The organism is Streptomyces sp. NPDC053431, from assembly GCF_044544925.1.
In the GTDB taxonomy this organism is placed as follows: domain Bacteria; phylum Actinomycetota; class Actinomycetes; order Streptomycetales; family Streptomycetaceae; genus Streptomyces.
The window spans coordinates 248024-266546 of sequence record NZ_JBITXX010000007.1; the positions used below are offsets into that span (position 1 = coordinate 248024).

At 73.0% G+C, this 18523-nt stretch carries 18 protein-coding genes; 4 read left to right on the forward strand and 14 right to left on the reverse strand.

Annotated elements, in window-relative coordinates; translation table 11 throughout:
- Window positions 1-82: 82 nt before the first annotated feature.
- The 9 genes from ACIGXE_RS19445 to ACIGXE_RS19485 are packed head-to-tail and all read right to left on the reverse strand — an operon-like array spanning window position 83 to window position 7493.
- Complete coding sequence (locus tag ACIGXE_RS19445) at window positions 83-658, reverse strand: response regulator transcription factor (protein ID WP_399748924.1); 576 nt, start codon at window positions 656-658, stop codon at window positions 83-85.
- 11 nt (window positions 659-669) lie between these two features.
- A complete protein-coding gene (locus tag ACIGXE_RS19450) occupies window positions 670-1557 on the reverse strand; it encodes a DUF5936 domain-containing protein (RefSeq protein WP_399748926.1) in 888 nt (295 codons plus the stop codon).
- An 11-nt stretch (window positions 1558-1568) separates the two neighbouring features.
- On the reverse strand, window positions 1569-2513 hold the full coding sequence (locus ACIGXE_RS19455) for a type II secretion system F family protein (RefSeq protein ID WP_399748928.1): 945 nt from the start codon (window positions 2511-2513) through the stop codon (window positions 1569-1571).
- A 13-nt stretch (window positions 2514-2526) separates the two neighbouring features.
- Window positions 2527-3870 carry a CpaF family protein gene (locus ACIGXE_RS19460; protein WP_399748930.1) on the reverse strand — a complete coding sequence of 448 codons (1344 nt, stop codon included), beginning with the start codon at window positions 3868-3870 and terminating at the stop codon, window positions 2527-2529.
- Window positions 3867-4247, reverse strand: coding sequence for a TadE/TadG family type IV pilus assembly protein (locus ACIGXE_RS19465; protein WP_399748931.1), 381 nt, complete (start codon window positions 4245-4247; stop codon window positions 3867-3869). Before ACIGXE_RS19465 ends, ACIGXE_RS19460 begins: the two co-directional genes overlap by 4 nt.
- Window positions 4244-4612: a TadE/TadG family type IV pilus assembly protein gene (locus tag ACIGXE_RS19470; protein WP_399748933.1), complete on the reverse strand. Its 369-nt coding sequence runs from the start codon at window positions 4610-4612 to the stop codon at window positions 4244-4246. Before ACIGXE_RS19470 ends, ACIGXE_RS19465 begins: the two co-directional genes overlap by 4 nt.
- Window positions 4613-4614: 2 nt before the next feature.
- The gene (locus ACIGXE_RS19475) at window positions 4615-5868 is read right to left on the reverse strand and encodes a CpaE family protein (protein WP_399748935.1); all 1254 of its coding nucleotides are present in this window, start codon (window positions 5866-5868) and stop codon (window positions 4615-4617) included.
- A gap of 6 nt (window positions 5869-5874) precedes the next feature.
- Window positions 5875-6582 carry a Flp pilus assembly protein CpaB gene (gene cpaB, locus ACIGXE_RS19480; RefSeq protein ID WP_399748937.1) on the reverse strand — a complete coding sequence of 236 codons (708 nt, stop codon included), beginning with the start codon at window positions 6580-6582 and terminating at the stop codon, window positions 5875-5877.
- A gap of 53 nt (window positions 6583-6635) precedes the next feature.
- Entirely contained in the window at window positions 6636-7493 is an 858-nt protein-coding gene (locus tag ACIGXE_RS19485) for a hypothetical protein (protein ID WP_399748939.1), read from the reverse strand.
- Between the two features lie 273 nt (window positions 7494-7766).
- Here ACIGXE_RS19485 and ACIGXE_RS19490 point away from each other — a divergent pair, with 273 nt between their 5' ends.
- Together ACIGXE_RS19490 and ACIGXE_RS19495 are read left to right on the forward strand one after the other, a co-directional pair.
- Window positions 7767-9467 (forward strand): chitinase, encoded by a 1701-nt coding sequence (locus tag ACIGXE_RS19490; RefSeq protein ID WP_399748941.1) that lies wholly within the window; start codon window positions 7767-7769, stop codon window positions 9465-9467.
- A 217-nt stretch (window positions 9468-9684) separates the two neighbouring features.
- Window positions 9685-11043, forward strand: a complete 1359-nt coding sequence (locus ACIGXE_RS19495; protein ID WP_399748943.1) for a M14 family metallopeptidase — start codon at window positions 9685-9687, stop codon at window positions 11041-11043.
- Between the two features lie 52 nt (window positions 11044-11095).
- Here the strand turns inward: ACIGXE_RS19495 and ACIGXE_RS19500 are convergent, their stop codons facing one another.
- From ACIGXE_RS19500 to ACIGXE_RS19515, 4 genes are read right to left on the reverse strand one after another with little or no spacing between them, the layout of a single operon-like run.
- Window positions 11096-11659 (reverse strand): hypothetical protein, encoded by a 564-nt coding sequence (locus ACIGXE_RS19500; protein WP_399748945.1) that lies wholly within the window; start codon window positions 11657-11659, stop codon window positions 11096-11098.
- A gap of 56 nt (window positions 11660-11715) precedes the next feature.
- Window positions 11716-12126 carry a RidA family protein gene (locus ACIGXE_RS19505; RefSeq protein ID WP_399748947.1) on the reverse strand — a complete coding sequence of 137 codons (411 nt, stop codon included), beginning with the start codon at window positions 12124-12126 and terminating at the stop codon, window positions 11716-11718.
- Window positions 12123-12902, reverse strand: a complete 780-nt coding sequence (locus tag ACIGXE_RS19510; RefSeq protein WP_399748949.1) for an IclR family transcriptional regulator — start codon at window positions 12900-12902, stop codon at window positions 12123-12125. The genes ACIGXE_RS19505 and ACIGXE_RS19510 overlap by 4 nt, the downstream gene beginning before the upstream one ends.
- On the reverse strand, window positions 12899-13951 hold the full coding sequence (locus tag ACIGXE_RS19515; protein WP_399748951.1) for a sugar kinase: 1053 nt from the start codon (window positions 13949-13951) through the stop codon (window positions 12899-12901). The genes ACIGXE_RS19510 and ACIGXE_RS19515 overlap by 4 nt, the downstream gene beginning before the upstream one ends.
- A gap of 150 nt (window positions 13952-14101) precedes the next feature.
- On the opposite strand from ACIGXE_RS19515, the gene ACIGXE_RS19520 reads away from it, so the two are divergent.
- Window positions 14102-15388 (forward strand): amino acid deaminase, encoded by a 1287-nt coding sequence (locus tag ACIGXE_RS19520; protein ID WP_399748953.1) that lies wholly within the window; start codon window positions 14102-14104, stop codon window positions 15386-15388.
- A gap of 20 nt (window positions 15389-15408) precedes the next feature.
- Window positions 15409-17016, forward strand: a complete 1608-nt coding sequence (locus ACIGXE_RS19525; RefSeq protein ID WP_399748955.1) for an amidohydrolase family protein — start codon at window positions 15409-15411, stop codon at window positions 17014-17016.
- Window positions 17017-17106: 90 nt separating this feature from the next.
- On the opposite strand, the gene mptB is transcribed toward ACIGXE_RS19525, so the two are convergent.
- A complete protein-coding gene (gene mptB / locus ACIGXE_RS19530) occupies window positions 17107-18501 on the reverse strand; it encodes a polyprenol phosphomannose-dependent alpha 1,6 mannosyltransferase MptB (RefSeq protein WP_399748957.1) in 1395 nt (464 codons plus the stop codon).
- Between the last annotated feature and the right edge of the window lie 22 nt (window positions 18502-18523).

Here is an 18523-nt window from a genome sequence, read left to right on the forward strand (position 1 = left end):
AGTCCGGCGACTCGGGCAGGGTACGCCCGGAAGGGCGGGTGTTCACAGGGTCCGTAGGCCCAATCACGGTGTGTAGTCGGCGTCATGAGGCGGTCCTCGTGCCGAGCCAGGAGGCGATGGCTTCGCCGCGGGTGGTGCTGTGGAGTTTGGCGAAGATGCGGTTGATGTGGTTCTTGACGGTCTTCTCGGTGATGGAGCAGGTGGCGGCGATCTGCTGATTGGTCATGCCGGACGCGATCAGGTCCATCACCTCCACCTCCCTGGCACTCAGTCCGAACCGTTGCACCTGCGAAGCTGGATTTCTGAAGCGCAGTATATTGGAGACAGTTGAAGCTCCGCCAGCATGTGCAGTCGCACGCACCGCCCGCAGCAGCTCCGCCTCGTCGAACTCTCCGTGGACGAGGTGTCCGGCCGCGCCCGTGGCCCGCACGGGGGTGTGGGTGAGGAGCAGGACCGGGGCCGTCCGGCTCAGGTGGCGTACGGCGGAGGGGTCCGCGTCGAGGACGTAGAGGTCGGGGGCGGGCCGGCCGGACCCGGCCGGCGCCCTGGCCGGGCGGGGCGCGGTCGACACCGCCGCCACGTCCCCGTGCCCCGCGAGCAGCGCCACCAGGCCCGCCCGTATCACCGGGTTCTCCGCCACCACCACGACTCTCAGCATGCGCCGCGCCCTCATTCGCCCGTGATCGAGCCGAAGTCGGTGCCCGTGCCGAGGAACAGGCCCGCGCCCAGCAGGACCATCGTGGCCGGGACCATCAGGGTCGTGATGACCATCGTGGCCTTCGGGACCGCCTTCGCGGCCTTGCGGCGGGCGTTCTGGGCGTCCGTGCGGCGCATGTCGTTGGCGATCTGGATCAGCGTGTCGACGATCGGCGCGCCCAGCTCCTCGCCCTGCTGGAGCGCGGTGACGAACTGGGCGACCTGCTCGGAGTCGTTCCGCCGGCGCAGTTCGTCGAAGGCCTCGCGGCGGCTGACGCCCATGTCCATCTGGCGCAGCGTGATGCGCAGTTCGTCGGCCCACGGCCCCTCGTACTTGTCGGCCACGCGCTCCAGGGCCTGGCGGAAGCCGAGCCCTGCCGAGACGACGACGGCCAGGACGTCGAGGAAGTCGGGCAGGGTGCGCTCGATCTGGTCCTTGCGGATGCGGACCGCCGACCAGATGCCGACCTCCGTCCAGAACACGCCGAAGGCGAACAGCAGCACCGCCACCAGGATCGATCCCCGGCTCAGCATCAGCAGGCCGCCGAAGCCGCCCAGGAAGCCGTAGACGGCCCGCCGCGCCCCGTACCGGTCGATGGTGAGGCCGCCGGGGTTCCCGGCGAGGTCGATCCGGCGGCGAACCGCGTTGACCCGCTTGGGGCCCATCAGGCGCAGCACGGCCGGCGACCAGCGCATGCCGAGACGGTCGACGACGGAGTCGACGGCGCCGGTCCGGGTGGCGCCGACCTCCAGGGCGAGCTGGAGGTCGTCGGGCAGCCGGGCGTCGGCGCGGTAGAGGCGGATGCCGTAGCAGACGCCGGCGACGGCGAGGGCGGCGAGCAGGGCGAGGAGGAGATCCACGGTCCGGGTCCTTACACGTCGATCTTCGCGAGCCGGCGGATCACCATGAAGCCCACGCCGTACAGGCCGAAGGCCAGCACCACGGCCAGTTGCCCCAGGCCCGAGCCGGTCATCCGGTCCAGGGCGCCGGGCTGCATGTTGTCGATGAGCAGCAGTGAGCCGACGCCGATGACCGGGACCGCGTACGCCGTCATGCTCACCTGCGACAGCTGCGTACGGACCTCGCGCCGGGTCTCCTTGCGTTCCTCCAGCGTCTCGGTGAGGTTGCGCAGGGAGGAGACGACCGTGCCGCCGGCCCGGTTGGCGAGGACCAGGGTGGTGACGAGGACGACGAGTTCGCGGGACGGGAGACGTTCGGCGAGTTCGCCGAGGGCGTCGTCGACGGAGGTGCCGACGGCGAGCTGCTGGGCGACCTTCTCCAGTTCGTCGCCGGCCGGGGCCTCCAGTTCGTCGGCGGCGAGTGACAGCGCCATGCGCAGTGCGAGGCCGGCCTGGGTGGCGTTGGCGAGGATGCGGGAGAGTTCGGGGAGCTGGTTGATGAACTTCTCGATGCGCTTCTGGCGCTGCCAGTTGAGGAAGCCCATGGCGACCCACACGCCGAGGAAGCCGCAGATCGGTCCGAAGAACGGCGACAGCAGGGCCTGCCCGGCGATCCACAGCACGGCCACGGTGACCGCCATGGAGACGACGAACTCGCCGGGCGTGAGGTCGAGTCCGGTCGCGGAGATCCTGAGTTCGAGCCTGCGGCCGAACCGCGTGCGCCGGACCCGCCGGTCGATGCCCCGGAAGGGGCGCCCGCGCCGGCCCGCGCCCTCGCCCGCCTCGCCCGCGGTCTGCGAGAGGCGGGCGATCAGCGCGGCCCGCTGCGCGGACCCGCTCGCGTAGAGTTGGATGCCGAGGACGGCCAGGACGCCGGCGATCAGCGCCACGCCCACGGTCAGCAGTGTCGGGTTCATGTCCTGCCTCCCCCTACTTCGCTTCCCGGGTGGCGAGGTGCGCGTCGGTCGCGGCCACGCCGAAGGCCTGCGGGACGGGCTGGCCCGCCATGTAGAGCCGTTCGGCGACCCGGCGCGGCAGCGGGTGGTACGCGAACTCGCCGTACACCCGCCCGTCGGCGGTCAGCGGCCGGGCGTTGAAGCGGCACACGGTGGCGAGCAGGTAGCGCTCGCGGCCGTTGGAGGCGAGGATCGCGATCTCGGTGACCCGGCGGGTGCCGTCGGGGTGCCGGGTGAGCTGGACCAGGACGTCGACGGCGCTGTTGATCTGGTCGCGGAGCGCCTCGAAGGGGACCTTGACCTCCGACATGGAGGCGAGGGTCTGCAGGCGCATGAGGGCGTCCTCGGCGGAGTTGGCGTGGACCGTGGCGAGAGAGCCGTCGTGGCCGGTGGACATGGCCTGGAGCATGTCGAGGGTCTCGCCGCCGCGGACCTCGCCGACGACGATGCGGTCGGGGCGCATGCGCAGGGAGTTGCGGACGAGGTCGCGGATGGTGACCTGGCCGCGACCCTCGATGTTCGGCGGCCGGGCCTCCAGGCGGATGACGTGGGACTGCTGGAGCTGGAGTTCGGCGGAGTCCTCGATGGTGATGATCCGCTCGCCCTCGGGGATGAGGCCGGACAGGGCGTTGAGGAGGGTCGTCTTCCCGGTGCCGGTGGCGCCGGACACGATGACGTTGAACTTGGCCTGCACGAGCCCGGACAGCAGGAGCAGCATCTGCTCGTCGATCGAGCCGAGGCCGACCATCTCGTGCAGGGTGTACGCGCGGGGGAAGCGGCGGATGGTGAGGGTGGCCCCGGTGAGCGAGAGCGGCGGGATGATGACGTTGACGCGTTCGCCCGACGGGAGCCGGGCGTCGACCATCGGGTTCGACTCGTCGACGCGCCGGTTGACGGTGGAGACGATCCGCTCGATGGTCTGCATGAGCTGCTCGTGCGAGGCGAACCGCAGCGGCAGCAGCTCCACCCGGCCGGCCCGTTCGATGTAGATCTGGTCGGGGCCGTTGACCATGATCTCGGTGATGGAGGCGTCTTCGAGGAGCGGTTCGAGCACGCCGAGGCCGAGCGCCTCGTCGACCACCCGGCGGATCAGCTGGGCGCGTTCGGCGGTGGAGAGGACCGGTCCCTCGCGGCTGATGATGTGGCCGAGGACGCGCTCCAGGCGGGCCCGCCGTTCGGCGGCGGCGAGCGCCGACATCTCGGTGAGGTCGATCTCCTCCAGGAGCTTGGCGCGGAAGGACGCGACGAGGTGCCCGTCCTCCCGTCCGCCTCCGGTGCGGTTCTCCTCGGGTGTGTGGATGCGGGACCGCAGGCTCATCGCCGGTCCTCCTCGGGCGCGGGATCGGGGACGGGCATGGTGGCGGTCCTCTTCACGTCGTCGAAGGTCCAGAAGGGGATGAGGGAGGGGATCGGCACGGTGACGGTGGCCGTGCCGTCGCCTTCCTCGACGCGGCTGCGGCGGGCGATCCAGTCGCTCATCGCCGCCTTCCCCGCCGCCTCGGGGCCGGGTACGGAGTCGGGGTCGTCCACGCTCGCCGCCCGTGCCGCCGCCCGCGCTCCCGTGCCGGCCTGCTGGGCCGCGTAGCCGATGATGCCGAGCTGGACGCCGACGAGGCCGATCAGCAGGAGCAGCGGCAGGAAGCCCAGGTACTCGACGGCGACCTGGCCGCGGTCCTTCGGGGTGCGGCGTCTCATCGGTCCTCCCCCTCCCATACGGCCGCGGCCTCGCCGTCCACCGTGAAGGGGAAGCTGACGACCCCCGGGAACAGCACGGGCACGCGGATGCTCACCCTGGCCCGTGCCATGCCGTCCACGCGCCGGCAGTCCGGGGTGGCGCCCGACGCCCACGCCCCGTCCAGGTTCCGCAGCGCCGCCTCCCGGCAACTGTCGCCGACGGCGTACGCCCGCGCGGCCTCGTCCGCCGCGTTCCCGGCGAGGGTGTACGTGTAGCCGATCAGGACGCACTGCCACAGCAGCACCAGGGTGAGCAGGATCAGCGGCAGCATGCCGACGAACTCGACCGCCACCTGCCCCCGTTCGTCCCGCCACGGCCCGCGCACGGCTAGCGCCCCGCCCCGCGTCGCCGCAGCCCGAGGGCGCCCCGGTCCCCGCCGCGTACGAGTTCCCTGCCCGGGCCGCCCGCCGTGGCCTTGACCAGGCCGAGCTCTCCGGCGAGCGCCCACAGGGCCTGCTTGACCGTGGACCGGGCGTCCAGGTCGTGCAGCCGGCCGGCGTCGACGACGGCCGCGAGTTCCTTGAAGTTGGCGGGGACGGCGACCGCGGCCATCCGGGTGCCGGTGATCTTCTGGACGAGGCCCGGCTGGATCTCGGTGGAGCGGTGGTGGCGGTTGACGAGGACCGTGGTCTCCTCCGGCTTGCGGACCTGGAGCCGGTCCCACATCCGGACGACGCGCTTGGCGGCGCGTACCGCGACGACGTCGGGGGTCGTGACGAGCAGCGCCGCGTCCGCCATCTCGACGGCGGCGGCGCCGGCCGCGTCGAGGTGGGTGCCGCAGTCGACGACGACGACCTCGTGGCGGCTGCGCAGGGCGCTGACGATCTGGCGGGCGGAGCGGTCGGTGACCTCCTCGCCGCGTTCGCCCTCGCCGGGGGCGAGGAGCAGCGACAGGCCGGTCTCGTGGACGTACACGGCGTCCTGCAGGACGCGTGGCGTGATGTCGTTGATGGCGGCGAGGTCGGCGAGCGAGCGGCGGAACTGCACGTCGAGGTACGAGGCGATGTCGCCGCCCTGGAGGTCCATGTCGACGAGGGCCACGGTGCGGCCGGAGGCGCGGGCGGCGAGGGCGAGGTGGACGGCGGTGACGGTGGTGCCGACGCCGCCCTTGGCCCCGCTGACGGTGACGACGGTGCCGCCGGGCCCGGTGGGCGTCTCGGCCCCGGCGCCGAGGTGGCGGCGGACCCCGGCGGACCACTGGGCGGCGGCCTGGACGCGGCTGGCGAGCTCCTCGTAGCCGAGCGGGAGGGTGACCAGGCCGCGGGCGCCGGAGTCCATGGCGGCGGAGAACAGCACGGGGCTGGCGTCGGCGGTGATGAGGACGACGCCGACGGCGGGGAAGCGGAGGGCGACCTCGCGGACGAGTTCGAGGGCCGGCACCGGGCCGATCCGCTCGTGGACGAGGACGACCTCGGGGAGTTCGTCGAGGGACTCGGCGGCCAGCCGGGCGAGGGTGTCGAGGAGCTGGGTGGAGTCGGTGACGGGCCCGGCGGGTTCGGCGTCGGGCAGCTGGCCGATGAGGGTGGTGACGGCGCGGGCCGCGTCCGGGTCGCCGACCGCCGGCAGGATCCTGGTGGTCATACGGCCTCACTTGTCCTTGTCGAGCGTGTAGGTGCGGTCGCGCGGGTCGGGCGGGGTGGTGCTGCCGGGGGCGACGAGGGCGAGGCGGACGTGCTCGGCGAAGGACTCGGCGTAGGCGACGCGCTGGGCGTCGACCGTGGACAGCGCGAAGGTGATCGGGACGGCCTCGGTGGCGCGGCTGCCGCGTTCCTCGCGGCCGGCGCCGATGGGGGTCAGGGGGCCGACGTCGAGGACGCGGGCGCCGGCCACGATGAGCTTCGACTGGGCGGCCTGGCCGCCGCGTTCGCCGGCGAAGGTGGCGTACATGTTGACGGTCGAGCCGGGGGTGATCTTGCCGGCGACGCCGGTGGCGGCGTCGATCATGATGGCGATCTCCTGCTGGCCGGCGGCGAGCGCGGGCCGGTCGACGATCATGTCCTTCTGCAGGAGCGAGCCCTTCTTGAGGGTGGTCACCGCGATCTTGCCCTCGGTCTGGCCGAGGTCGGTGACGGCGGTGGCCGGGAGCCAGCGCTCGGGCATCGTGATCTTCTCGAACTGGCCGGGGCCGAGCGCCTTGTAGGGCGCGATGTCGCTCTTGATCCGGTACGCCGTCACCTCGGGCCCGACCTTGGAGTTCACGTCGCTGATCACCGAGAGGACGCCGGCGAAGGCGCCGAGCGCGCACAGGACGGAGAGCAGCAGCAGGATGACGCCGCGGCGCTGGCGGGAGTTCATGGCTGTACTACCTCGATCGTGGACGGGTGACGCGGCGGACGGGTGGGGCGGGGCTAGCCGGCCGCGGTGGCGGGCCGGGCCGTGGGCAGGGGCGCGGCGCAGAAGCCGCAGCGGTCGCCGATGAGCTCCATCCGGCACCAGTGGCAGGTCTCGCGCCGTACGGAGGAGACCAGGTGGTGCAGGACGGGCAGGTCGGGCAGGTAGGCGGCGAACTCGACGAGCCTGCCGGTGCCCCACCAGCGGGCCGACGACTCGGGCAGGGCGGCCTCCTGGACGGCGCGGACCTGCCAGCGGGGGGCCAGCGAGGCGGTGGGCCAGTCGGTCTGGAGCTGCCCGCGGGCGAGGACGAGGTCGGTGGTGAACTCGGGCCCGGCGAGCTCCTCCGGTCCGCCGGAACCGCCCGAGCCGATCCGTACGAGCTGGGGGGCGGGCCCCGCGAGCACGGCGAAGTGCGCCCCGGGCAGCCAGCCCTTGACATGGGAGGTGAGGCCGACGGGGACGTGGTCGAGCCTGGCCACGGAGCCGAGGACGGCGCCGGCGTACACGTAGTGGGTGAGCAGCCGGGCGGCGGAGGCGAGGACGCCGGGGCTGAAGTCGCAGGCGGAGAGCTGCCGCAGCTGCCGGACGAGCACGGCGGCGCCGAGCGGGGGCAGGGCGGTGCGGACGATCGCGATCCGGTCCGATTCGAGCAGGGACCGTACGGAATGCAGCCGTTGGGCGGTCGCGGGCGGTACGGAGCTCGGGCAGACGACGATCAGATGTCCGTGCTGGTCGAGCAGCCGGCGGACGTCGGCGAGGGCGGCGTCGAGCGGCCGGGTGTCGGGGCCGGGCAGGACGGCGGCGGGGGGCGTCTGCGGGTCGGTCGGCGGCAGCACCAGGTCGGCGCTGGTGACCGCAATCGCTGTCGGCACGTCGGGCTCCCCCGATCCCTCACTGATCACTAGCTGCGTTCGGAGCGTTACCGCGACTGCACCTTATCCAGGCCACTGGAGTGGTGAACACACAATCCTTCAAGCTCCGTCATTTTCGTGACGGGCTCGGTCGGCTCTGAACTGCGGTTCCTGTGACAGGTCTTGACAACCCAATTGGTCTGGACCAACTTGTTCCCCCAGCGGTGGGCCCCCTCCCCTCGTCGTACGAAGGCGTACGGCCTCCCCTTCCCCCACTCCTCCCGGAGGCATCACGTGGACCGCACCACCACCAGAGCCGCGAGCACCAGAGCGGCGCTCGCGCTCGCCCTGAGCACCGGGCTCGTCCTCGTCGGCGGCGCCGGCACCGCCCAGGCCGCGGACGTCAACGTCGCCAGGAACGCGGGATTCGAGAACGGCCTCGCCAACTGGTCCTGTTCCGCAGGCAGCGGCGCGGTCGTCTCCTCGCCGGTCCGCACCGGAGCGGGCGCCCTGCGGGCCACCCCGGCCGGCCTCGACAACGCCAAGTGCGTGCAGACCGTGGCCGTGAAGCCGAGTTCCACGTACACCCTGAGCGCCTGGGTGCAGGGCGGCTACGCGTACCTCGGCGCGAGCGGCACCGGCACCACCGACGTGTCCACCTGGACCCCGGACAGCGCGGGCTGGAAGCAGCTGACGACCACCTTCACCACCGGAGCGGGCACCACCTCGGTGCAGATCTACACCCACGGCTGGTACGGCACCGCCCCCTACTCCGTCGACGACGTGAACGTCTTCGGCCCCGACGGGGGCGGCGGCACCGACCCGGCCCCCACGGTCCCGGCCGCGCCGACCGGTCTCGCCGCGGGCACCGTCACCTCGTCCTCGGTCTCCCTCGGCTGGGGCGCGGTCTCCAACGCGACCGGCTACAAGGTCTACAAGGACGGGGCCCTCGCCGCCACGGTCAGCGGCACCTCGGCCACCGTCACCGGGCTGACCGCGAACACCACCTACCAGTTCCAGGTCGCGGCGACCAACGCCGCGGGCGAGTCGCCCAAGTCGGCCGCCGTCGCCGCGAAGACCGCCGAGGTCACCGACCCGGGCCCCGGTCCGGCCGTGCCCCGGCACGCGCTGACCGGCTACTGGCAGAACTTCGACAACGGCGCCACCGTGCAGAAGCTGCGGGACGTCCAGGCGCAGTACGACATCATCGCCGTCTCCTTCGCGGACGCCACCGCCACGCCCGGCCAGATCACCTTCACCCTCGACCCGGCCGTCGGCTACGCCTCCGTCGCCGACTTCAAGGCCGACATCGCGGCCAAGAAGGCGGCCGGCAAGTCCGTGATCCTCTCGGTCGGCGGCGAGAAGGGCAACGTCACCATCAACAGTGACGCCTCCGCCACGGCCTTCGCCGACAGCGCCTACGCGCTGATGCGGGACTACGGCTTCAGCGGTGTGGACATCGACCTGGAGCACGGCATCAACTTCACGTACCTGACCAAGGCGCTGCGCCAGCTCTCCGCCAAGGCAGGTTCGTCGCTGGTGCTGACGATGGCCCCGCAGACCATCGACATGCAGTCCACCGGGACCGAGTACTTCAAGACCGCGCTCGCCGTTAAGGACATCCTCACGGTGGTCAACATGCAGTACTACAACAGCGGTTCGATGCTGGGCTGCGACGGCAAGGTCTACAGCCAGGGCTCGGTGGACTTCCTCACCGCGCTCGCCTGCATCCAGCTCCAGGGCGGCCTGGACGCCTCCCAGATCGGCCTGGGCGTGCCCGCCTCGACGCGGGGCGCGGGCAGCGGCTACGTCGACCCGCAGATCGTGAAGAACGCGCTCGACTGCCTCGCCAGGGGCACCGGCTGCGGCACCTTCAAGCCCGCGCGGACGTACCCGGGCATCCGCGGCGCGATGACCTGGTCGACCAACTGGGACGCGACGGCCGGCAACGCCTGGTCGAACGCGGTCGGCCCGCACGTCCACAACCTGCCGTAACTACGCTCTTCGGGGGAATTCCGTACGCAGCGCCGCCGCTCCCCCGGCGGCGCTGCGCCGTTTCCGGGGTGCGGGGGCGTAAGAATGTGGCCGAACTTGACTGCTTGACCCGTTCATGTCACACCCCCACCATGTCAGCACCGTACGACGTCCGACGTCCGATGTCCGACGAACGACCGTCTGTCGCACTCCCCACACTCCCCACCCAGGAGACAGCATGCGACTTCGTACCCGAGGCACCCCCGGATCCCGGGGATCCCGCGGACGGAGGTCCGCCGTCCTGGCGGCCCTCCTGGCGCTCGCCCTCGCGGCGCCGATCACCGCCCTCACCACCCCCGCCGGGGCCGACCCGGCGCCGACCGCCGCCGCCGACGAGGTGATCCGGCAGTACGAGATCGCCGGACCCGCCACCGCCGCCGAACGCTCCGCCCTGACCGCCACCGGCGTCTCCATCGACGAGGTCGACGCCCGCGCGGTGGTCGTCAGCGCCAACGCGACCCAGATCGCGCACCTCAAGGCGCTCGGCTACAAGGTCAGCGCGCTGCCCGGCCCGCCGCAGCGCAACATCCCCGGCCTCACCACCGGCCCGCTCGACTTCCCCTCCGCCGACGCGAAGTACCACAACTACGCGGAGGCGAACGCGGAGATCGACCAGCGTCTCGCCGCCTACCCGTCCATCATGAACAAGCGGGTCATCGGCAAGACGTACCAGGGCCGCGACATCGTCGCCATCAAGATCAGCGACAACGTCGGTACCGACGAGAACGAGCCCGAGGTCCTCTTCACCCACCACCAGCACGCCCGCGAGCACCTCACCGTCGAGATGGCGCTCTACCTGCTGCGCGAGCTCGGCGCCGGCTACGGCACCGACTCACGGATCACCAACATGGTGAACGGCCGCGAGATCTGGATCGTGCCGGACCTCAACCCGGACGGCGGCGAGTACGACATCGCCAGCGGCTCCTACCGCAGCTGGCGCAAGAACCGCCAGCCCAACTCCGGCTCCTCGTACGTCGGCACGGACCTCAACCGAAACTGGGACTACAAGTGGGGCTGCTGCGGCGGCTCCTCCGGCTCCAAGAGCTCCGAGACCTACCGCGGCGCGGCTGCCGAGTCCGCTCCCGAGGTGAAGGTCGTCGCCGACTTCGTCCGCTCCCGCGTGGTGGGCGGCAAGCAGCAGATCAAGGCGGCCATCGACTTCCACACGTACAGCGAGCTGGTCCTGTGGCCCTTCGGCTGGACCAACGCCGACACCGCTCCCGGCATGACCCAGGACGACCGTGACGCGTTCGCCACGGTCGGCGGGAAGATGGCGTCGAGCAACGGCTACACCGCCGAGCAGTCCAGCGACCTCTACATCACCGACGGGTCGATCGACGACTACCTCTGGGGCGCCCAGAAGATCTTCGCGTACACCTTCGAGATGTACCCGACCTCGTCCTGGAACGGCGGCTTCTACCCGCCCGACGAGGTGATCGAGCGGGAGACCGCCCGCAACCGGGACGCCGTCCTGCAGCTCCTGGAGAACGCGGACTGCATGTACCGCTCGATCGGCAAGGCGGCGCAGTACTGCTAGGGCGTGTCGTCGAACTCCCGTCGTCACGGGACAGGCGGGTTGACGACAGGACCTAGGCGTTCTCGTCGAAGTACACGTCCAGCACCGCGTCCAGGAGTGACTCCCACTCCTGGACGCGGCCCCTGGCCGGCGCCTCGATCTCGATCGGGTACCAGCGCCGGTCAGGGGTGTGCACGACCACCCTGAGCCGCTTGCCGAAGCGCGGCGACGCGGTCTCCACCGCGCCGATCTCGTCCCAGCGGAACTCGCAGCTCTCCTCGTCGAGGCTCAACCGCACCCCCGCCGCGTCGGCCACGATCCGGGCGCGCCGGTCGGCGGCCTCGAAGACGGGCCCGCCGGACACCGCGTCCTCGGCGGCGTCCTGGACGTCGTCGCCCTCGGAGGTCTCGACGGAGTCCTCGGCGGAGTCCCCGACGGAGTGCTCGGCCACGGCGTCCTCGGCGACGGCCTTCCCGCGGCTCGCGGCCTGCTCGGCGGACGCGACGCGAGCGTCCTCCGGCGCCGCCGGTCCCTCCCCCGCTTCCGCGGGGCGGGGGCCCGTGATGCCCGGGACGGACGCCGGGTCGGTCGCGACACCGGGCACGGTCTGGATGCTGGGTCCTGTGCGCTGCTCCACACCGGGAGTATGGCCGACGATCCTGTGCGGGCGGCAGCCGCCCCGGTGTTCGGGGCTCAGCCCAGGACGGCGAGGGCGTCGATCTCGATGAGCAGCCCCTCGGGCAGGCCGACGTAGACCGTCGTCCGGGCCGACGCGGGCGCCTTGAGGCCCTGCTCGTCGAAGTACGCGTTGTAGATCTCGTTCATCTCGGCGAAGTGGTCGACGTCGGTGAGGTACACGCGCATCATCATCACGTCGTCCCAGGTGGCGCCGCCCTCCTCCAGGATCGCCTTGATGTTGGCGAAGGTCTGGAGGGTCTGCTCGCGCAGGGTCGGGCCGGCCGGCGTCGGGGGCCGGCCCTCGACGGCGGGGAGGAAGCCGACCTGGCCGGCGACCTGGAGGATGTTCCCCTTCTTCACGCCGTGGGAGAACCTCGCGGGCGGGGCGGCGTGAGTGGCGGGGGTGAGGGCGGTCTTCTCGGTCATGTGCGGTCCTCTTCCTCGGTGTCGGCGCGGGGAGTTCCCGAACCGGAGTATTCACGGCTGATGTCGTCGGCGGTGCGCCGCACCAGCGGGAGCAGGCCGAGGAGTTCCTCGGCGGTGACGACGACGTTGGGCGCGGACACCGACATGGCGGCGACCACCCGGCCGTCGGCACCGCGGATGGGCGCGGCGACACAGTTGATGGACTCCTCGTGGCCGCCGAGGTCGGTGGCCCAGCCCTGTTCGCGCACGGTCGCCAGCTCCTTGAGGAAGGCGGCGGCGTGGGGGGTCGAACGGGACGTGTAGAGGGGGTAGTCGAGCTTGGCGGCGAGGGCCCGGCGCTCGGGCTCGGGCAGGTCGGCGAGGAGCAGCTTGGCGACGGCGGCGACGGTGATGGCGACGGGCTTGCCGATCCGGGAGTACATGCGGACCGGGTAGCGGCTCTCGACCTTGTCGATGTAGAGCACCTCGCCCTCCTCGTGCACGGCGAGGTGGACGGTGTGCCCGATCCGCTCGTTGAGAGCGACGAGGTGGGGGTGGGCGATCTCGCGGACGTCGAGGTTCTCGACGGCCTCCTGCGCGAGGGCGAAGAGACGGGCGCCGAGGCGGTAACGCTGGTCCTGCTGGCGGTAGACGAGACCGTGCTCGTGCAGCGTGCGCAGCAGCCGCAGGGCGGTGGACTTGTGCACGCCGAGCCGCTCGGCGACCTGCCCGAGGTCGGCGGGGCCCTGTGCGAGCAGCGGCAGGATGCTGAGCGCCCGGTCGACGGTCTGGCTCATGGCGTGCGTACCTCCTGGTCGTCCCCCGTCCAGCCGGGGCCGAGGTGAAGTGTCCCCCAGGCCTCGTCGTCCAGTGCGACGAGCCGGTCCGTGCGGGCGCGTCCCGGTGGCACGGCGAGATCCCCGGGCACGGTGAGCGCGGCGGCCGCCATCAGATGCCCGTGCCGCACCCGCGCCCGGACGCCGAGCCCGCGCAGGGTCCCGACGAGGAAGCCGGCGGCGAAGGCGTCCCCGGCGCCGACGGGGGAGACGACGTCGACCCGGGGGGCTGGCACGTGGGTGACGGCGTCGCGCGGCACCGGCCCGTCGGCGCCGGTCGCGCGGCGCTCGAAGACCGTCGCGCCCTTCGCTCCGCCTTTCACCACCAGCAGCCCCGGCTCGGGCAGCGCCGCGCGGATCGCGTACGGGTCGCCGGTGCCCCAGGCCGCCTCCGCCTCGTCCGCGCCGACGAAGACGAGGTCCGCGCCGCGGGCGAGTTCGAGAAGGGTCCGGCCCCCGGCCGCCGCGTCGGCCCACAGGCGGGGGCGGAAGTTGACGTCGAAGGAGAGCAGCGGACGCCGGGGCCGGCCGTGTCGCGCGGTGAGGGCGCGCATGAGGGCGAGACACGAGTCGGACAGGGCGGCGGTGACGCCGGAGACGTGCAGGACGCGGGCGCCGGCGAACGTCCCGTGCGGCACCGTCTCGGGCGACATCGCGGAAGCCGCCGACCCCGCCCGGTAGTAGGCGACCTCGTGCGCCTCGGTGGCCCGGTCGGTCGCGGTGCGGAAGTAGACGCCGGTCGGCCGCGCGGGGTCGCGGACGACCGCGGACACGTCGACGCCGTACGCCCCGATCGCCTCCGTCAGGTGGTCCCCGAAGCCGTCGCACCCCACCCGGCCCACCCACTTCGCCCGGTAGCCCGCCGCGGCGAGCGCGCACGCCACGTTCGACTCGGCGCCGCCGATGGCCCGGTCGAAGGAGGGAACATCGGCGAGGCGGCCCGGCCGGGTGGGCAGGAAGGTGACCATGGACTCGCCGAGGCAGACGACGTCCGGCGGGGTTCCGGTCACCTTCGGGCTCCTTCGCGGCGTCGCGGTGCGCGGGGCCGTTGACCCCGCCTCGGGCCGGATGTTAGACAGCCGTAAGCGTCATACGCAATGAGCGTTGCACGATGCGCAACAAGCGGGCCGCGCATCGCGACCGCTCGACGAGGAGGAAGCATGTCCGCCGCCACCGCCCCCACCCCCGATCTGGCGCAGGAGCGCGTCGACCACCGCTTCAAGGCCCTCCCCCCGGACGCCGAGGGCCTCACCGTCGGCGAGCTCGCCGCCCAGCGCCGCAACCTCTTCACCGGCGGCTTCACCACCCCCGTCCTCGCCCTCTCCGCCGAGTCCGTCGAGCACAACCTCCGGCTCCTGGAGACCTACGCCGAACGCCACGGCCTCGCCTTCGCCCCGCACGGCAAGACCTCCATGGCCCCGCAGCTGTTCGACCGCCAGATCGCCTACGGGGCCTGGGGGATCACCGCCGCCGTCCCCCACCAGGCCCGCGTCTACCGCGCCCACGGCATCGCCCGGATCTTCCTCGCCAACGAACTCGTCGACCCCGTCGCGCTGCGCTGGCTCGCCGCCGAGCTCGACGCCGACCCGGACTTCCGCTTCGTCTGCTACGTCGACTCCGTCCGCGGCGTCGAGCTCATGGACGCGGCCCTGACCGAGGCGGGCGCCCGCCGCCCCGTCGACGTCGTCGTCGAGCTCGGCGCCGGCGAGGGCGCCCGGACCGGCGCCCGGACGGAGGCCGACTGCACCGCCGTCGCCGACGCCGTCGCCGCCACCCGCACGCTCCGGCTCGTCGGCGTCGCCGGCTACGAGGGCGAGGTGCCGCGGGCGGACGAGGAGCGGGTACGGGCCTGGCTGCGCCGGCTCACCGCGCTCGCCGCCGACTTCGACAAGGCGGGCCGGTTCGACCCGTCCGCCGGCGAGATCGTCGTCAGCGCGGGCGGCAGCGCCTGGTTCGACACCGTGGCCGAGGTCTTCGCCGAGCTCCCGGAGTTCTCGCTGCCCGTCCTGAAGCTGCTCCGCTCCGGCGCGTACGTGTCCCACGACAGCGGCCACTACCGCACGCTGACGCCCTTCAACCGGATCCCCGAGGAGGGCGCCCTGGAGCCCGCGTTCCGGCTCTGGACGCAGGTCGTCTCCCGTCCCACCCCCGAGCAGGCCTTCACCAACGCCGGCAAGCGCGACGCCGCCCACGACCTCCACCTCCCCGAGGCCCAGGTCGTGCGCGACGCCCGCACCGGCGAGATCCGGCCCGCCGACGGCATCACCGTCACCGGACTGTCCGACCAGCACACCTGGGTGCGCACCGAGGAGGGCGCCGACCTGGAGGTCGGCGACTGGCTCGGCATGGGCCTGTCCCACCCGTGCACGTCCTTCGACAAGTGGCAGCTGATCCCGCTGGTCGAGGCGGACGGCACGGTCGTCGACTACATCCGCACCTTCTTCTAGGAGAGGCAGGGCAGCAGCCCATGGACCTGGTCTTCCGCGACGCGGAGGTCGTCGACGGCAGCGGCGGCCCGTCCTACCGGGCCGACGTCGCCGTCCACGACGGCCGCATCGCCGCGATCGTCAAGGAGGGCGCGGCGGCCGGCTGCCAGCGCCCCACCGCACGGCGGGTCCTGGACGTCGAGGGCCTCGTCCTGTCGCCCGGCTTCATCGACATGCACGCCCACAGCGACCTCGCGCTGCTCCGCGACCCGGACCACAGCGCGAAGGCCGCGCAGGGCGTGACGCTGGAGGTCCTCGGCCAGGACGGCCTGTCGTACGCGCCGGTCGACGACCGCACCCTCGACGAGGTGCGCCGGGCGATCACCGGCTGGAACGGCGGCGGGCCCGGGGACACGACCGTCGATTTCGACTGGCGGACGGTCGGCGAGTACCTGGACCGCCTGGACGGCGCGCACGGCGGCCGGGGCATCGCCGTCAACGCGGCCTACCTGGTCCCGCAGGGCACGGTCCGGATGTACGCGACGGGCTGGGCGGACCGCCCCGCGACGGAGTCCGAGCTGGACCACATGCGGCGACTGGTCGCCGAGGGCCTGGAGCAGGGCGCGGTCGGCATGTCCTCGGGCCTGACCTACACCCCGGGGATGTACGCCACCGACGCCGAGCTCACCGAGCTGTGCCGGGTGGTGGCGCGCTACGGCGGCTACTACTGCCCGCACCACCGCTCGTACGGGGCGGGGGCGCTGGAGGCGTACGCGGAGATGGTGCGGCTCGCCCGGGACGCGGGCTGCGCGCTGCACCTGGCGCACGCCACGATGAACTTCGGCGTGAACGAGGGCAGGGCCCCGGACCTGCTGTCCCTCCTGGACGAGGCCCTGGCGGCCGGCGCCGACATCACCCTGGACACGTACCCCTACACCCCGGGCTGCACGACCCTGGCGGCCGTGCTGCCGGGCTGGGCGCACGAGGGCGGCCCGGAGGCGCTGCTGGCCCGGCTGCGGGACGCCGGCACGGCGGAGCGCATCCGGCACGACCTGGAGGAGACCGGCTCGGACGGCTGCCACGGGGTGCCGGTCGAGTGGCACACGATCGAGGTCTCGGGCGTGACGGCCCCGGCCCTGCGGGAGTGGGTCGGCCGCCGGGTCCCCGACTGGCCGACGGCCCGCCGCCTGCTCCTGGAGGACCGCCTCGGTCCGACGATCCTCCAGCACGTGGGCCACGAGGAGAACGTCCGCGCGATCATGCGCCACCGGGTCCACACGGGCGGCTCCGACGGCATCCTGCAGGGCGCGAAGCCGCACCCGCGCGCGTACGGCACGTTCCCGGAGTACCTGGGCCGCTACGTCCGCGAGGAGTCCGTGCTCGGTCTGGAGGAGTGCGTCGCCCACCTGACCTCCCGGCCCGCCCGCCGTCTCCGTCTCCCGGACCGCGGCCTGGTCCGCGAGGGGCATGTGGCGGACCTGGTGCTCTTCGACCCGGCGACGGTCGCGTCGGCGGCGACGTACGAGACCCCGAGGGCCCTCCCCGTGGGCATCCCGCACGTGCTGGTCGACGGCCGGTTCGTCATCGAGGACGGCCACCGCACACAGGCCCTCCCGGGCCGAACCGTCCGCCGAACCCCGGTCGCCTGACACCGGGGCCCGCTCCCCCTCCCCCGCCGCGAGCGCTCGCGCCGCCCGGGTCCCCGTCGTGGGCAGGAGGCGACGGAACACGCGCCTCGCCTAGGCCCCCACCGCCCTGACGCTCCCCACGGGGTCGCGCCACCGCAGCCACCCGGTCCCCGCCACCAGGACGACCCCCATCAGCGCGAAACCGTAGGCCGGCGTGTGCCCCGACGGAGCCGTCTCGTACGTCAGCGCCGCGCACAGCACGGCGAGGAACCACCCCAGGCGCCCGTCCCACGCCACCGCGGCCACCACGCACGCCCCCCACAGCACGTACCACGGCTGCACCATCGGCGACAGCGCGACCAGCACGAGCAGGGAGAGCCCGAGGCCCAGGACGGGGTCGACGCGGCCCTTCCAGGCGCGCCACCCCAGAAGCGCGATGATCCCCAGCGCGACCAGCAGGCCGGCCGTCCGGACCGCCCCCTTGACCGCCTCCGGGTCGTCCCCGGCCAGCAGCCCCAGCCCCAGCCCCAGGTCGCTCGTGAGCGACAGCGCCGTGTGGATGGTGCCGGCCACGCTCTGGGTACGGAGCCAGCCGAAGCCGGTGCCCGCGACGAGCGTCGCGGCCGCCGCGACAGCCGCCGCGACGGCGCCCGGCAGCAGGCCCCTGAGGACACCGCGGGCCCCGCCCGTCCGTCGGGCGACGAGGACGCCGACGAAGAGCAGCGCCACCGCCGCCGGCGACTTGACCATGACCGCGAGGCCGATGAGCACGCTCCCGGCCACCCACCGTCCCCGCACGGCGAGCAGCACGCCCGCGAGGACGAGGCCGATCATGAGGCCGTCGTTGTGCATGCCGCCGACGACGTGGACGAGGAGCAGCGGGTTCAGCGCCGCGAGCCACAGCGCGCCCGGCCGACCGCCGCTCAGTCCGTGGACCGCCCACACGATCAGGGCGAGCGCGGCGAGCGCGAGCAGCCTCATGCCGAGCACGGCCGGAACGACGGCTCCGCCCGTGAGCTTGACGACCGCCTGGGCCAGGACGAGGAAGACGGGCCCGTACGGCGCGGGGGTGTGCGTCCAGTGCCCGCCGACGCTCGCGGCCGCGTCGGCCCCGAGGTCGCCGGGACCGAGGACGGCCGGCCCCTCCCCGTACACGTCGTGGCCTTCGAGGACCATCGCGCCCTGGGCGATGTAGCTGTACACGTCGGCGCTGTAGAGGGGCGGGGCCAGGACGAGGGGCGCGACCCAGCAGGCGAGCGTGGTCCCGGCCCGGTCGGCCGCTCCGGCGGCCAGCAGCCGCCCGTACCGCCACCAGGCCGCGATCAGCAGCGTGAGGCCGAGGTACGCGAGCACCGCGCCGGCCGCCGTCAGGCCCGGGCCGCGCGGCTCCCACAGGCCCTGGCCGCCGCGCACGGGCAGGGTTCCGGCGGCCCAGCCGCCGACGGTGACGGCGAGCGATCCGATCGCGCCGAGCCACCGGCATCCGGCGGTGCTGAAAACCCACATGACGGGACAACCTATCCTGCGG

Excerpts from the sequence above, each read along its gene's own strand:
- ACIGXE_RS19445 (WP_399748924.1), bottom strand. The coding sequence starts at position 658 with ATGCTGAGAGTCGTGGTGGTGGCGGAGAACCCGGTGATACGGGCGGGC.
- ACIGXE_RS19455 (WP_399748928.1), bottom strand. The coding sequence starts at position 2,513 with ATGAACCCGACACTGCTGACCGTGGGCGTGGCGCTGATCGCCGGCGTC.
- ACIGXE_RS19460 (WP_399748930.1), bottom strand. The coding sequence starts at position 3,870 with ATGAGCCTGCGGTCCCGCATCCACACACCCGAGGAGAACCGCACCGGA.
- ACIGXE_RS19465 (WP_399748931.1), bottom strand. The coding sequence starts at position 4,247 with ATGAGACGCCGCACCCCGAAGGACCGCGGCCAGGTCGCCGTCGAGTAC.
- ACIGXE_RS19475 (WP_399748935.1), bottom strand. The coding sequence starts at position 5,868 with ATGACCACCAGGATCCTGCCGGCGGTCGGCGACCCGGACGCGGCCCGC.
- cpaB (WP_399748937.1), bottom strand. The coding sequence starts at position 6,582 with ATGAACTCCCGCCAGCGCCGCGGCGTCATCCTGCTGCTGCTCTCCGTC.
- ACIGXE_RS19495 (WP_399748943.1), top strand. The coding sequence starts at position 9,685 with ATGCGACTTCGTACCCGAGGCACCCCCGGATCCCGGGGATCCCGCGGA.
- ACIGXE_RS19505 (WP_399748947.1), bottom strand. The coding sequence starts at position 12,126 with ATGACCGAGAAGACCGCCCTCACCCCCGCCACTCACGCCGCCCCGCCC.
- ACIGXE_RS19510 (WP_399748949.1), bottom strand. The coding sequence starts at position 12,902 with ATGAGCCAGACCGTCGACCGGGCGCTCAGCATCCTGCCGCTGCTCGCA.
- ACIGXE_RS19520 (WP_399748953.1), top strand. The coding sequence starts at position 14,102 with ATGTCCGCCGCCACCGCCCCCACCCCCGATCTGGCGCAGGAGCGCGTC.
- ACIGXE_RS19525 (WP_399748955.1), top strand. The coding sequence starts at position 15,409 with ATGGACCTGGTCTTCCGCGACGCGGAGGTCGTCGACGGCAGCGGCGGC.
- mptB (WP_399748957.1), bottom strand. The coding sequence starts at position 18,501 with ATGTGGGTTTTCAGCACCGCCGGATGCCGGTGGCTCGGCGCGATCGGA.